Annotated in this window: 17 protein-coding genes and 1 pseudogene; 10 read left to right on the top strand and 8 right to left on the bottom strand. The window is 72.9% G+C overall.

All coding sequences use genetic code 11. The features are described from left to right. Window positions 1-115 precede the first annotated feature (115 nt). A complete protein-coding gene (locus LQ327_RS14840) occupies window positions 116-934 on the top strand; it encodes a 3-keto-5-aminohexanoate cleavage protein (RefSeq protein ID WP_230734806.1) in 819 nt (272 codons plus the stop codon). 120 nt (window positions 935-1,054) lie between these two features. On the opposite strand, the gene LQ327_RS14845 is transcribed toward LQ327_RS14840, so the two are convergent. Both LQ327_RS14845 and LQ327_RS14850 read right to left on the bottom strand, forming a co-directional pair. Then, window positions 1,055-1,807, bottom strand: a complete 753-nt coding sequence (locus LQ327_RS14845; RefSeq protein WP_230734809.1) for an amino acid ABC transporter ATP-binding protein — start codon at window positions 1,805-1,807, stop codon at window positions 1,055-1,057. Beyond that, window positions 1,804-2,742 carry an amino acid ABC transporter permease gene (locus LQ327_RS14850; RefSeq protein ID WP_230734811.1) on the bottom strand — a complete coding sequence of 313 codons (939 nt, stop codon included), beginning with the start codon at window positions 2,740-2,742 and terminating at the stop codon, window positions 1,804-1,806. Before LQ327_RS14850 ends, LQ327_RS14845 begins: the two co-directional genes overlap by 4 nt. A 395-nt stretch (window positions 2,743-3,137) precedes the next feature. Here LQ327_RS14850 and LQ327_RS14855 point away from each other — a divergent pair, with 395 nt between their 5' ends. After that, window positions 3,138-4,040 (top strand): ABC transporter substrate-binding protein, encoded by a 903-nt coding sequence (locus tag LQ327_RS14855; RefSeq protein ID WP_230734813.1) that lies wholly within the window; start codon window positions 3,138-3,140, stop codon window positions 4,038-4,040. A 33-nt stretch (window positions 4,041-4,073) separates the two neighbouring features. Continuing rightward, window positions 4,074-4,286, top strand: coding sequence for a hypothetical protein (locus LQ327_RS14860; protein WP_230734814.1), 213 nt, complete (start codon window positions 4,074-4,076; stop codon window positions 4,284-4,286). A gap of 54 nt (window positions 4,287-4,340) precedes the next feature. Here LQ327_RS14860 and LQ327_RS14865 read toward each other — a convergent pair whose 3' ends face one another. After that, a complete protein-coding gene (locus LQ327_RS14865; protein WP_230734816.1) occupies window positions 4,341-5,498 on the bottom strand; it encodes an acyl-CoA dehydrogenase family protein in 1,158 nt (385 codons plus the stop codon). Between the two features lie 157 nt (window positions 5,499-5,655). Then, a complete protein-coding gene (locus tag LQ327_RS35235) occupies window positions 5,656-6,357 on the bottom strand; it encodes a GntR family transcriptional regulator (protein ID WP_230734819.1) in 702 nt (233 codons plus the stop codon). Window positions 6,358-6,381: 24 nt separating this feature from the next. Between LQ327_RS35235 and LQ327_RS35240 the strand changes: the two are divergent. Both LQ327_RS35240 and LQ327_RS33945 read left to right on the top strand, forming a co-directional pair. Next, a pseudogene (locus LQ327_RS35240) lies at window positions 6,382-7,272 on the top strand (AMP-binding protein); the annotation flags it as partial. Between the two features lie 127 nt (window positions 7,273-7,399). Continuing rightward, complete coding sequence (locus LQ327_RS33945; protein WP_308286320.1) at window positions 7,400-8,026, top strand: class I adenylate-forming enzyme family protein; 627 nt, start codon at window positions 7,400-7,402, stop codon at window positions 8,024-8,026. Window positions 8,027-8,133: 107 nt separating this feature from the next. On the opposite strand, the gene LQ327_RS14880 is transcribed toward LQ327_RS33945, so the two are convergent. Further along, entirely contained in the window at window positions 8,134-8,484 is a 351-nt protein-coding gene (locus LQ327_RS14880) for a nitroreductase/quinone reductase family protein (RefSeq protein WP_230734821.1), read from the bottom strand. A gap of 138 nt (window positions 8,485-8,622) precedes the next feature. On the opposite strand from LQ327_RS14880, the gene LQ327_RS14885 reads away from it, so the two are divergent. Next, window positions 8,623-8,826: a hypothetical protein gene (locus LQ327_RS14885; protein ID WP_230734823.1), complete on the top strand. Its 204-nt coding sequence runs from the start codon at window positions 8,623-8,625 to the stop codon at window positions 8,824-8,826. 6 nt (window positions 8,827-8,832) lie between these two features. Here the strand turns inward: LQ327_RS14885 and LQ327_RS14890 are convergent, their stop codons facing one another. Both LQ327_RS14890 and LQ327_RS14895 read right to left on the bottom strand, forming a co-directional pair. Then, window positions 8,833-9,036 (bottom strand): hypothetical protein, encoded by a 204-nt coding sequence (locus LQ327_RS14890; RefSeq protein WP_230734825.1) that lies wholly within the window; start codon window positions 9,034-9,036, stop codon window positions 8,833-8,835. 85 nt (window positions 9,037-9,121) lie between these two features. Beyond that, window positions 9,122-9,547 (bottom strand): VOC family protein, encoded by a 426-nt coding sequence (locus LQ327_RS14895; protein ID WP_230734827.1) that lies wholly within the window; start codon window positions 9,545-9,547, stop codon window positions 9,122-9,124. Window positions 9,548-9,638: 91 nt separating this feature from the next. Between LQ327_RS14895 and LQ327_RS14900 the strand changes: the two genes are divergently transcribed. The 4 genes from LQ327_RS14900 (at window position 9,639) to LQ327_RS14915 (ending at window position 12,492) form a co-directional block, all read left to right on the top strand. Continuing rightward, complete coding sequence (locus LQ327_RS14900; RefSeq protein WP_230734830.1) at window positions 9,639-10,688, top strand: helix-turn-helix transcriptional regulator; 1,050 nt, start codon at window positions 9,639-9,641, stop codon at window positions 10,686-10,688. After that, complete coding sequence (locus tag LQ327_RS14905) at window positions 10,685-11,509, top strand: SDR family oxidoreductase (RefSeq protein WP_308286312.1); 825 nt, start codon at window positions 10,685-10,687, stop codon at window positions 11,507-11,509. The genes LQ327_RS14900 and LQ327_RS14905 overlap by 4 nt, the downstream gene beginning before the upstream one ends. A 91-nt stretch (window positions 11,510-11,600) precedes the next feature. Next, on the top strand, window positions 11,601-11,933 hold the full coding sequence (locus tag LQ327_RS14910) for a plasmid stabilization protein (RefSeq protein ID WP_230734832.1): 333 nt from the start codon (window positions 11,601-11,603) through the stop codon (window positions 11,931-11,933). 106 nt (window positions 11,934-12,039) lie between these two features. Next, on the top strand, window positions 12,040-12,492 hold the full coding sequence (locus tag LQ327_RS14915) for an ATP-binding protein (protein WP_308286313.1): 453 nt from the start codon (window positions 12,040-12,042) through the stop codon (window positions 12,490-12,492). 8 nt (window positions 12,493-12,500) lie between these two features. Here LQ327_RS14915 and bla read toward each other — a convergent pair whose 3' ends face one another. Beyond that, a complete protein-coding gene (gene bla / locus LQ327_RS14920; RefSeq protein WP_372460671.1) occupies window positions 12,501-13,394 on the bottom strand; it encodes a class A beta-lactamase in 894 nt (297 codons plus the stop codon). Window positions 13,395-13,406: the final 12 nt, after the last annotated feature.

Here is a 13,406-nt window from a genome sequence, read left to right on the forward strand (position 1 = left end):
CGGTCGGGGGTGCCCATGCACCCGTCTGCGTGCAGGATCACCCGGTCCGTGCGTCTGCACATGCGTCCGAACGGTGCCAAGATGGCGGCCTGGGACCGAGTTGCGTCGGGAGGCCGTGGTGCTGCAGTGCTGCCCCAACGGGACGCGCCCCGACGGCGTGTCCCCGGCCCTGCCGAGCACGGCCGAGGCGCTCGCGCGGGACGCGGGAGCGGTCGCCGCGCTGGGCGTGCGCAGCATGCACGTGCACCCTCGCGACGGGTACGGGCGCGAGAGCCTCGACACCGAGGTGATCGGGACGACGGTGGCCGCCATCCGCCGGGCCGCGCCGTCGCTGGAGATCGGCGTGCCGATGGCGCGGTGGGTCGAGCCGAGCGCGTTCCGCCGCACGGTCCTGGTGCAGGAGTGGGCCCGGCTGCCCCGCCATGCGCGCCCGGACGTCGCCGCGGTGAACGTCCACGAGCGCGGGTGGGAGACGGTCTGCGAGGCGCTCGCGTCCGTCGGCATGGGGATCGAGCTCGGGGTCTGGACGAGCGGCGACGCGGTGCAGCTCAAGCAGGCGGGGATCCCGCAGGGCACGGTCCGGGTGACCGCCGAGGTCACCGTCACCGACCCGGACTCCGCCGTGGCCGAGGCGGTGCGCCTGCTCCGCGCGCTGCGGCCGATGTCGGTGCCGATCCTGCTGCACGGAGAGGAGGGCGGCGCCTGGCCGGTGCTCGAGTACGCCCGCCGCCAGGGCTTCGACACCCGGATCGGCTTCGAGGACACGCTCACCGGCCCGGACGGCGTGTGGTCGGCGACCAGCAACGAGGAGCTCGTCCGCTACGCGCTCGGGCAGGCGGTGTCGCCCCGCCTCGGGCCGCGGCGCCGTCCGCGGGGTGGGTTCCTGTCCGGCCGGCTCGGGTTCAGCCGGTCCCGGTCGGCGCACCGTTCGTAGGGCCTGCCCGGTCCCGTTTCTGAGCGAAGGGCCCTTTCGGTCGATCTAGTCGAGCGAAGGGCACCCTCGCTCGGAATCGGCCGGGCGTCCGGGTTCTGGCCGAGGGCGCCCCTCGCCGATCTAGTCGAGCGAAGGTGCCCTTCGCTCAGAGAGCTGGTCCAGCACCTCCGACGGCGGACCGGACCGGGCGATCCGCCCGTGCTCCAGCACGACGACGGTGTCGGCCACCTCCCGCGCGAACGCCCGCTCGTGGGTCACCACGACCATCGTCGTGCCCCCACGCGCCAGGTCGCGGAGCACCTCGAGGACCTCGCCGACCAGCGCCGGGTCGAGCGCGCTGGTCGGCTCGTCGAACAGCATCAGCTGCGGGTCCATCGCGAGCGCGCGGGCGATCGCGACGCGCTGCTGCTGCCCGCCCGAGAGCTGGCGCGGATAGGCGTCCTCCCGGCCGGCCAACCCCACGCGGGCCAGCAGCGCCCGACCCCGCGACTCCGCCTCCGAACGCGCCACGCCCAGCACCCCGACCGGCGCCTCGACGACGTTCGCGAGCGCCGTCATGTGCCCGAAGAGCTGGAACTGCTGGAAGACCATGCCGATCGCGCGGCGCTGCGCGGCGATCCGGCGCTGGGCCAGTTCACGGAGCCGCTCGCCGTCGCGGCGGTAGCCGATGAGCTCGCCGTCGACGGTGATCGTCCCGGCGTCCGGGGTCTCGAGGTGGTTGAGGCAGCGCAGCAGCGTCGACTTCCCCGACCCGCTAGGCCCGACGAGCACCGTCACCGATCCGGCCTCGACGTCGAGGTCGACGCCGTCGAGCACCGTCGTGCCCGCGAAGGCCTTCGTCAGCCCGCGGACCTGCAGCAGCGCGTCGCTCATGCCGCACCCCCGGCGACCCGCGCCCGCAGGCGCTGCCACGGCGTCGGCGGCAACGATCGTTCCGCGCCGCGCGCGTAGTACCGCTCCACGTAGTACTGCCCGACCGAGAGCAGGCTCGTCAGGATCACGTACCAGACGGTCGCGACCAGCAGGAGCGGGATGATCTCGTAGGTCCGGTTGTAGATCGTCTGGACGGCGTAGAGCACGTCGGTCACCGCGATCACCGAGACGATCGAGGTGCCCTTGAGCGTCCCGATCACCATGTTCCCGGTCGCCGGGACGATCGAGCGCATCGCCTGCGGCAGCACGATGCGCCGCAGCACGCGGGCCCGGGTCATCCCCAGCGCCGTCGCCGCCTCGGCCTGGCCGGCGTCCACCCCGAGGATGCCGCCGCGCACGATCTCCGCCGCGTACGCGGCCTCGTGCAGGACGAGCCCGAGCAGGGCGGCGAGCGTCGGGCCGATCAGGTGGACCGAGTCCGTCGAGCCGAACGACGGCCCGAACGGGATCCCGAGCGACAGGCGCGGGTAGAGGGCGCCGATGTTGTACCAGAACAGCAGTTGCACCAGCAGCGGCGTCGAGCGGAACAGCCACACGTAGGCCCAGCTCACCGACGAGAGCACCGGGTTGGCCGACAGGCGCATCGCGGCGAGCCCGATCCCCAGCGCGAAGCCCAGGACCGTCGTCGCGGCGGTGAGCCACAGCGTCGTCGCCAGTCCGCGCAGGACCGCGCCGGTGCCCAGGTACTGCGCCACGGTCGGCCAGCCGAACGCCGGGTTGAGTGCCACCGAGCGCAACGCCCACAGGACCAGCACGACGACGACGGCGGCCGCGACCCAGCGCCCGACGTGGCGGGATCCGACGGTGCGCGGTGGTGGTGTCGCGGGGTCCGACGCCGCCGGGGCGGGCTGGCCGGACAGGGTGAGGGAAGACATCAACGGGCTCCGAGCAGGAGGAGGCGGGCGAGGACGAGATGGCTCCGCCGGGAGCGGCCCGCGTCCCTCAACGCGGGCGGACGGTCGCCACGGGCGACCACTCCGACACGGACCGTACGTCGGTCGGGTGACGACGTCGAGTCGCGCCCGCCTGATCACACCGGCTTGACCGGGGCCCTCCTGCCTGGTTCTGTCCCGTTCATGGCACCGCTCGGCACGTTGGTCACCCGTGACCACGTCGACCTGTGCCGTGTCTGGTCCGCGTCCTGTCGCTGAGCGTCCCGCCTCGTCGGATCCGCTCCGCCACCACCTCCGCTGGACCCACCCCCTCGCCGTGATCAGCGCGTCGTCGCGCACACGTCGGGTCCGGACCGCTCCTCCTCGACAGGACGACCATGCTCCGACCCGCGCTGCCGGCTGCGCTCGCCCTCGCCGGCGTCCTGCTGGCCGGCTGTGCCTCGCCGCTCGACGACCTCGACGCCGGGGTGCCCCGCCAGGACGTCACTTCCGCCGTCGCCCGTGACCCGGCGGCCGCCGCCCTGCTCCCGACCGCCGTGGCGCAGGCCGGGGTGCTCACCGTCGGCGCGAGCGTCGGCGGGCAGCCGGCGGCGTTCAAGCTCTCCGACGGCGTGACGGTCGTCGGCGAGGACATCGACATGACCGAGGCGGTGGCGCGCACCCTCGGGCTGCGCGTGCAGCGCACCGAGGGCACCTTCGACGGCATCGTCCCGGGCCTGACCAGCGGCAAGTTCGACGTCGCGACCGGCAACTTCGCCGTCACCGAGGCCCGCAAGAAAGCCGTCAGCTTCGTCACCTACATCAACGACGGCCAGGGGTTCGCCGTCCGCGCGGACGACCCGCAGCCCCCGATCCACGACCTCGCCGACCTGTGCGGGAAGGCCGTGTCCGTCCTCGCCGGCTCGACTTTCGAGGCCTCGCTGGCGAAGACCCAGCCGCGATGTCCCTCGGCGGGCCGACCGCCGATCGACGTGCGCAGCTATCCGGACGGCGCCACCGCTCAGCTGGCGCTGGCCCAGCGGCGCGCCGACGTCACCATGAGCACGATCAACGGCCTGCGCTACCTCGTCTCGCAGCAGCCGCGCCTGCGGTTCGTGAACGAGTACCGGCGTCTCGACGTCGGGTTCGCGCTGGCCAAGGACTCACCGCTCGTCCCAGCGGTGCACGCCGCCGTCGAGCGGCTCATGGCCGACGGCACGTACGCCCGGATCCTCGCGAAGTGGGGGACACCCACCTCCGCGCTGCGCACCTCGCAGGTCGACCCGCCCGAGACGGCCTGATCCCTTGCACCTCCCCATTTCCAGGAGACAACTGTGTCCGAGACGACCACGTCCTTCACCCCGCGCGGCGCCGCCGTCGCGTCGTTCCTGACCCACCTCGACGCCCTCGTGCAGCGCGAGGTCTCGGCCGTGGACGCCGGCGCCGGGCGGTGGGAGCTCGAGGCCGAGCGCATCGCCGCCGAGGTCGCGGGCGCGTTGGGCTCGCTGCGCCACGACCTGCAGCGGCACCGGACGGCGTTCGGCTGACGCCATGTGCGTGCGTTTCCGTGCTGGAACACGGAAACGCACGCACGTGGGGCGTCAGTCCCGAAGTCCGCCGCGTGTGATGAGTTGGCCGGCGATGACGTTGCGTTGGATTTCGTTGGTGCCTTCGCCGACGATCATCAGGGGGGCGTCGCGGAAGTAGCGTTCGACGTCGTACTCGGTGGAGTAGCCGTAGCCGCCGTGGATGCGTACGGCGTTGAGGGCGACTTCCATGGCGATCTCGGAGGTGAACAGTTTGGCCATGCCGGCTTCGAGGTCGGCGCGGTCACCGGCGTCGAAGCGTTCGGCGGCGTGCAGGATCAGCGCCCGGGCGGCGGTGATCTTGGTGGCCATGTCGGCGAGGTAGTTCCCGATCGACTGGTGGCGCCAGATGGGTTTGCCGAACGCTTCGCGGTGTTGGGCGTAGGCCAGTGAGTCCTCGAACGCGGCGGTGGCGACCCCGAGGGCGCGGGCGGCGACCTGGATGCGGCCGGTCTCGAGCCCGGTCATCATCTGGGTGAAGCCGCGGCCCTCGACCCCGCCGAGCAGCGCGTCGGCGGGCACGGTCATGTCGGTGAAGTTCAGCTCGCAGGCTTCGACGCCCTTGTACCCGAGTTTCGAGAGGTCCTTGGAGACCTCCAATCCTGGGCCGTGTTCGACGAGCAGGATGGAGATGCCGCGGTGTTGGGGGTCGGCGTCGGGGTCGGTCTTGGCCAGCAGCGCGATCAGCCCGGAGCGGCGGGCGTTGGAGATCCAGGTCTTGGCGCCGTTGACCACATAGGCGTCGCCGGTGCGGCGGGCGGTGGTGGTCATGGCCTGTAGGTCGGAGCCGCCGCCCGGTTCGGTCAGCGCCATGGTGGCGCGCAGTTCACCGGTGGCCATCCGCGGCAGATACTTCTCCTGCTGCTCGGTCGTGCCGAACGCGACGAGCAGTTTGGAGACCACGGTGTGTCCGCCCATGGCGCCGGCCAGGGACATCCAGCCGCGGGCGAGTTCGGCGGTGACCAGGGCGTAGCAGGGCATCGAGACCGGGGCCTCGCCCCAGGGCTCGGGGATGGCGAGCCCGAAGATGCCGAGTTCTTTCATCGCCTCGATCAGCGCTTCGGGGTAGGTGTTGGTGTGCTCGAGCTCGGCGACCACCGGCTTGACGTCCTTGTCGACGAACGCCCGGACCGTCTCCACGACGAACCGCTCCTCGGACGACAGGTTGGACACGTCGGATCACTCCCACCGGTTGCACGGACGCTCCCGCCATCATGCGGTCCCACGCGCGCGATGCACGGTGAGCGAGCGGTCACAGAGGTGCGCTCCCCGCGTGTGAGCAGTAATTGACGCCATGGCATCAATTACTGCTCACGAGCGCGTAGCGCACCTACGAGGCGCTCTCCTGCTCGGCCCAGAGGCCGCTGGTCACGAGCACCTCGATCAGCTCGTCCGCGCCCGCGAGGACGTGCCGGTGCATCAGCTCCCGCGCCCGGTCCGCGTCACCGCGATGCAGGGCCTCGACCAGCCCGCGGTGGTCCTCGCGGGCCCCGGCCACCCGGCCCGCCATCGACAGGAAGAAGCGCGGGGGCAGCTGCCGCGCGGCGGCGCCGAGCAGGAAGGCGAGCCGGCGCGATCCCGCGGCCCGATTGATCGCCCGATGGAACGCGTGGCCGAGATCGACCAGCCGCTGGGACTCGTCGAGCCCGGCGCGCTCCTCGGCGACGAGCACGGCCTCGAGCTGGTCGAGCTGCTCCGGGGTGATCCGGACGGCGGCCCGGGCCGCGAGCTCGCTCGCCAGCTGGGCCTGCACCCAGAACAGGTCGCGCACGTCCTGCTCGGTGAACGCGGCGGCGACGAATCCCTTGCGGGGCACCAGCTCGACGAAGCCCTCGCTGCGCAGCGCGAGGAGGCCCTCGCGGACGGGGGTGTTGCTGACTCCGACGGCCTCGGCGATCCGGTCGAGTCGCAGGTACTCACCGGGGCAGACCCGGCCCGAGATGATCAGCTCGCGGACGTAGGCCGCGACCTCCTCGGGCAGCTGCTGCCGACTTCGTCCGCGATCGGAGATCAGAGTCGCGTCTTGGGTCATCGCCAGCCCCCCAGCGTCGAGCGCATGACCTACCGGACGGTGCTGTCCATCCCGTGGGCAATACTTCGGAGAGTAGCAGTCTTGGACGATCGTCCAGAGAACTCGATTTCGCCCACCGGTCGGACCTTCTCGACGACGGCGGCCCGCCCTAGTGTCGCGACCGTGCGGCCCGGTTCCCCCACGCTCTACATCGAGGATCTCCTGACCGTGCTGGCCGCCGCGGGGGAGCGGACCGTGGTGCGCCACGAGGGCCGCGACGTGTCCGGGCAGGCGCTGCTCGCGGCGATCCGCCGTCACGCTCGGGTGCTGCGCGAGCTCGGCGTCGGGCCCGGGGACCTCGTCGCGATCTACGCCGCCGATCGCCCCGAGAGCCTCGTCGTCCGGTATGCGACGCACCTCGTGGGGGCCGGCTCGGTCTACCTGTCCGCGCCGCCGGACCCCGCGGTGCGCGCCCGCATGCTGGTCGACCTGGCCCCGCGCCTGCTCGTCGTCGAGCCGGGCACGGCGCATCTGGTCCCCGACACCGACGTCCCGCTCGCCGCGGTCGGCGGCACGGTGCCCGGCATCGGGCACCGTCTGGACGAGGCGGCCGCCGCGGTCCCTGCCGACCCCGTCGCCTCCGTCGCACGCCCCGACGACCTCGCGGTGATCATCTCCTCGGGCGGCACCACCGGGGTGCCGAAAGGCAGCGTTCGCGACTTCACCGCCTGGACCTCGGCCGTGCGGACCACGCCCCGTCCCGAGCGGCGCCAGCTCGCCGACGGCAACCTCGCCTACGTCACCCAGATCCTCGTCGACCAGACCCTGCTCGGCGGCGGCACAGTGGTCATGCAGGAGGGCGTGGAGCCCGCGACGATCCTGGCGACCGTCGAGGCCGAACGCATCACCGACCTGTTCCTCGTGGAACCGCAGCTCTTCGAGCTGATGGATCACCCCGACGTCGAGCGCCGCGACCTGAGCTCGCTGCGCGCGCTGACCCCACATCGGCGCGAACGCCGCCCCGGTCCTGCGCCGCCGGGCCCGCGAGCGCCTCGGCCCGGTCATCGCGCACACCTACGGCGCGAGCGAGATGGGCATCGTCAGCGCGCTCCCGCCCGCCGAGCACGACCTCGACCACCCCGACCGGTTCACCTGCGCCGGCCACATCGTGCCGGGCGTCGAGGTCCGCTTCCGCGACCCGACCGGCGCAGAGCACCCGTCGTCGGGACTGATGGAGGTGCGCTCCCCGGCCATGGCCTCCGGGTACCGCCATCGCCCCGTCGAGGAGGCGGAGCACTTCGTCGACGGCTGGTACCACGCCGGCGACCTGGGGCGGGTCGACGACGAGGGCTACCTCCACGTGCTCGGGCGGGGCGCTGACTGCGAGGTCGTCGACGGCGTTCTCGTGACCCCCGTCGGGTTGCAGGACACGCTCTGCCGGCTCGCGCAGGTCCGCTACGCGGTGGTCGTGCCGGAGCTCGAGCAGGGCCGGCGTCTCGCCGCTGTCGTCGCCTGGCCCGGGCACGACGTCGGGTCCGCGGCCTGCGTCGAGGCGGTCCGTCGGGAGTTCGGCGACGACGTCGCCCGGAGCCTCGTCGTGTTCGCCGTCGAACGCGTCCCGCTCACCGAGCAGGGCAAGCCCGACCGGGCCGCGCTGCACCGGCTGGCGGGCACGGTCGGTCGGTCGTGACGACGGCGTCCAGGCGCCACAGGTCGTGTCCCGCTCCGCTCGACGAGGGGCACGTCAGGAATTCGTCTGCTCGAGGCGGCCTGGTGTGCTGCTGATCTTCGCGCGGGTCAGGCGGGGGCCGCGTCGAGCGCCACCGTGATGTGGACCTGGCCGTCGTCGGCACGTCGCGCGACGGCGTGGCCGGTGCGGTCGACGCCGTCGAGCCGGATCGCGATCGGGTGGCCGTCCCCGGTGAAATTGCGCCACCAGGACTTCTGGTCAGGCAGCTCGACCCCGATGTGGACCTCGTCGCCGTCGTGCACGTAGCCGACGGGGATCGTCACGACCCGTCCCGAGCGCCGGCCGCGGTAGGTGACCAGCGTCAGCGTCCCGCCGACCAGGCGCCGGCCCAGCGGCGACGCGACGAAAGGCCGTACCGCGGCGTTCACCACGATCGCCACCCGCTGCAACGCGGTCACCGGCCGCCTCCCGTCGTCGTGATCACCGCACGGTAGCCCCGCATCCGATCCCTCGCGTGTGAATTGCGGCCCGGCGGGCGACCGCATGGCACGCTGCCCTCCGACCCCGAGCAGGCCGGAGGCAGTGTCGTGAGAGCCGTGGTGCGTGTGACGGGCCGGACGGCGGCCGACCTGCGGCGCGCGGCGGTCGACGCGGCGGAGAACTTCGCGAACGGCGAGCCCTACGAGATCGAGTGGCCGGAGGTCGTCGACTCGGAGATCGTGCCGGACGCCGGCGAGGCGCGGCTGCGGTTCCTCGCCGACATCCGGGTGGTCGTCGCCGACGAGGTGTCGCTGTTCTGAGAGCGCCTACAGCGCCGCGAACAGCAGGAGGGCGAGCACGGCCAGCACCACGACGAGGGCGATGACCAGCGACGGGGTGCCGATCCCGCCCACCTCGGACGGCCGCACGTCCTCGACCGGACCCTGGTCCGCCGACGACCGGCGCTGTCCCGCCCGCCCGGTCGTGAAGTTGGTGAACGAGTCGCCGCCCATACCCGGTCCGCCGGTCATGGCGCACCTCCTGTCCGGATCGTCCTGACCTGAGCCTAACAGTGAAGATCCACCGGAGACAGGGCTCGGGACGGGCGGCGACGGCTCACGACGCGGCGTACTCCGCGGCGACGTCGAGGACCCAGGTGACACCGAACCGGTCGGTGAGCATCCCGTAGGCCGGGCCCCACGCGGCCGGCCCGAGGGGCTCCCGGATCGTCGCCCCCTCGGCGAGCTTCTCCCACACCGAGGTGATCTCCTCGACCGTCGCGCCGCGCAGCGAGACGTAGAACGGATCGACGCCCCGGTCCCAGGTGCGGGAGGTCTGCACGTCGTAGGCCATCACGTGGAAGCCGCTAGACGACACGACCTGGCCCCACATCACCTCGTCGGCCTGCGCCGGGTCCTCGGGAGCGCCGAGGTCGCCGTAGCGCACGATCGTCAGCTCGCCGCCCGAGACCGATCGGTAGAACTCGAGCGCCTCGCGGGCGTCGCCGCGGAAGTTCAGGTGGACGACGGTGCTCATGGCCATGGTGTGCTCCTTCTCGACGGGGCCTGGTGAGCACCACGATCACAGGGGTAGAGGACAGCTACGGGCCGCTACTCCCGGCAGGATCGACGACGTGCGTGAGACCTCGGCCCGGCTGCTGTCGCTGCTCTCCTTGCTCCAGGCGCGCCGGGACTGGCCGGGGCAGCTGCTCGCGGAGCGGCTGGACGTCAGTCCGCGCACCGTGCGCCGCGACGTCGACCGGCTCCGCGACCTCGGCTATCCGGTGCATGCCACCAAGGGTCCCGACGGCGGGTACCGCCTGGAGGCGGGCGCCGAGATGCCCCCGATGCTGTTCGACGACGAGCAGGCCGTCGCCCTGGCCCTCGCGCTGCGGCTCGCGACGACGAGCGGGGCCGGCATCGGGGAGGCGGCGGTCCGCGCGCTGACCACGGTCCGGCAGGTCATGCCCGCGCGGTTGCGTCACCGGATCGACGCCGTCGAGGTCACCGCGGTCGAGCCGTCCGGGCCGCGGACACATCCGGAGGCCGACACCGGGGTGCTCACCGCGCTCGGCGCGGCCGTCCGCGCCCATGAGGTGCTGCGCTTCGACCACGCCGGTGGTGAGGGCCCGCCGCGTCGGGTCGAGCCCCACGCCGTCGTCACCTGGAGCGGTCGGTGGTACCTCCTCGCCTGGGATCTCGACCGTGAGGCCTGGCGCACCTTCCGCGCCGACCGGATCACCCCGCGGACCCCCACCGGGCCGCGCTTCACCCCGCGCGAGGTCCCGGGAGGCGACATTGCCGCGTTCGTCGCGAGCCACTTCCAGGGTGGCACGGGCGCGGAGGGCTGGCCCTGCCGCGGACAGGTGATCCTTCACCGTCCCGCCGGCGAGGTCGCTCCCGTCGTCTCCGACGGCGTGGTCGAGGAGGCCGGGCCGGACCACTGCCGCCTCACGCTGGGGTCCTGGTCGTGGGTCGGGCTGGCGGCCTCCGTCGCGCGCTTCGATGCGGATTTCCGGGTCGTCGGGCCGCCCGAGCTCGCCGCGGCGGCCATGACCCTGGCCGCGCGGTACGCGGCTGCGACGCCGGTCTCGGTGGCGGAGCCCGGCGACCCGGTCGCTGGTACGTTCATCGGTACTCAAGAGTCCGACGAAGTACCGATGAGAGTTCGGGAGAGCCCGTGAGCGCATCGCTGAACGGCCGCACCATCGTCATGTCCGGCGGCAGCCGGGGGATCGGGCTCGCCATCCTGATCGCCGCCGCGAAGGCGGGCGCCAACGCCGTCCTGCTCGCGAAGACCGACCAGCCGGATCCGCGGCTGCCCGGCACCGTCCACACCGCCGTCGCGGAGATCGAGGCCGCGGGCGGGAAGGCCGTGGCGGTCGTCGGAGACGTGCGCGAGGAGGAGGACGTGCAGCGTGCGGTGTCGACGGCCGCGGACCACTTCGGCGGCGTCGACATCGTGGTCAACAACGCCTCGGCGCTGAACCTCACCGGGACCCTCGAGCTGAGCCCGAAGCGCTACGACCTCATGCAGCAGATCAACGCCAAGGGGACCTTCCAGCTCACCCGCGCGGCCCTGCCGCAGCTGTTCGCCTCGGAGGACCCGCAGGTCGTGACGCTGGGGCCGCCGATCAACCTCGCGCCCGAGTGGCTCGGCAAGTTCCCGTCCTACGCCCTGTCCAAGTACGGGATGACGCTGCTGACCCTCGGCTTCGCCGCGGAGTTCGCCGACCGCGGCGTGCGCGCCAACTGCCTGTGGCCCCAGACGACGATCTCCACCGCCGCCGTCGCGAACCTGCTCGGTGGCGACGAGGCGTCGCGGCGGGCCCGCTCGCCGGAGATCCTGGGCGACGCGGCGGTCGCGCTGCTGACCGACCCGCGGCGCCCGACGGGTGAGGTCTTCCTGGACGTCGACGCGCTCCGCCGCGCGGGGATCACGGACCTCTCGCCCTACGGCGGTGGCGAGGAGCTGGAGCTCGACTTCTTCGTCGACGAGTTCTGACGGGTCGTCGACGAATTCTGACGACGCGGCTCACGGTTGCGCGGGGCCGCCGACCGGCCATCCCCGGTGCCCGCACACCGAGGAGGGCGTCATGCCGGCAGGAGCGAACGACAAGCGCGAGCGCCAGTACGAGCACATCAAGGACCAGAAGCTCGACCAGGGCGTCGACGAGGGGCGCGCGAAGGAGATCGCGGCGCGCACGGTCAACAAGGACCGCGCCCAGCAGGGCGAGTCCGAGCAGGCCAGTCGCGCTTCGACCGACGACGTGTCGCCGGAGCACCGCGGCGGCAAGCGCTCCGGCAACGACATGGGCCCGAACAGCCCGACGAAGCAGCAGCTCTACGCGGAGGCGCAGCGCGCCGGGGTCCCGGGACGGTCCGACATGACGAAGGAGCAACTACGGGAGGCTCTCGGCCAGGACTGACCGAGAACCGCGCGTAGGCCGTCACGGGAACGGTTACACGACCCGTGAGTGGTCAGCTGAACCGATCACGGCGAGAAACGTGACGAGCCGGTCAGGGGGCTTTCCGGTGGACGCGGTCGAGTTCGAGCGAACCAGCTATCCGGCCGAAGCAGGCGAGAGCGCACGGATCCGTGAGGACCTCCGGGGGTGGATGGACGCGTCCGGGGTGTCGGCGGATGTCGCCCACGGTGTCGTGCTCGCGGCCAGCGAGGCGATCGACAACGTCATCGCCCACGCCTACCCGGCCGGAGCGCTCGGTCCGACCACGATCGACCTGACGATGGTCCTCGACGAGACCGACGTCGTCGTCACGATCGCCGACCACGGCCAGTGGGCGGAGCCGACGAGCACCGACCTCGAGCACGACGCCAGCGGGCACCCGGCCCGGCACGGCCGCGGGATCATCCTGATGAACTCCCACGTCGACGAGGTCGCCATCCACCACGACAGCCAGGGCACCTCGGTCCTGCTGCGCTCGCGGCGGGCCGGCGACACCCGCGCGGTCCCCGAGCCGGGCTGAGCCACCGGTCAGCCGGTCGCGAGACCGCTCAGGACCGCCCGCGTCGCCGCGGCGATCGTCGCCGCGCCGGTGGCGTTGCGCGGGTCGGCCGGGGCGGTGAACACGGCGACGACGACCGGGGCCCGGCCGGTCGGCCCGACGACGCCGACGTCGTTGCTCTCGCCCGCCGACCCGCTGCCCGTCTTGTCCGCCACCGTCCAGCCCGCGGGCACCCCCGCCCGGATCTGGGCCGCGCCGGTGGTGCTCGCGCGCATCCAGCCGACGAGCCGGTCACGCAGCGCCGGCGGCAGGGCGTCCCCGAGCGCGAGGGCCTGCAGCGTGCGCACGAACGCCGTCGGGGTGGTGGTGTCGAGATCGCCGGCGACGTCGTTGAGCGTCGGCTCGGTGCGGTCGGCACGGGAGGTGGTGTCGCCGACGCCGCGCAGGAACGCGGTCACCCCGGCCGGCCCGCCGACCTGCGCCGAGAGCAGGTTCGCCGCGGTGTTGTCGCTGACGGTCAGCGCGGCCGCGCAGAGCTCGGCGACGGTCATCCCGGTGTCCAGTGCGGCCGTGGTCGCCGGCGCGTGGCTCAGCAGGTCGGCGCGGGTCCAGTGCAGCCGACGGTCCAGCAGGCCAGGGTCGGTGACGCTGCGGCGCAGGACCGCGGCGACCACCGGGACCTTCGCCGTGGAGCACAGGAGGAAGCGCTCGTCGGCGCGGTGACCGGTCCACCGTCCGGAGCCGGTGTCCAGGGCGGCCACGCCGAGGCGCCCGCCGAACCGGGTCTCGAGGTCGTCCAACGCTGGAGTGGGTCGGCCCGGGGTGGTCGGTGCGGGCGTCGCACCGCACCCGACGAGAGCCGTCCCGATTCCCGCGAGTCCGGCGGCGAGAACCCCGCGCCGTCGGAGAGGACGATCCACCACGGCCGGGAGTCG

It is taken from the genome of Actinomycetospora endophytica (genome assembly GCF_021026375.1).
Classification (GTDB): Bacteria; Actinomycetota; Actinomycetes; order Mycobacteriales; family Pseudonocardiaceae; genus Actinomycetospora; species Actinomycetospora endophytica.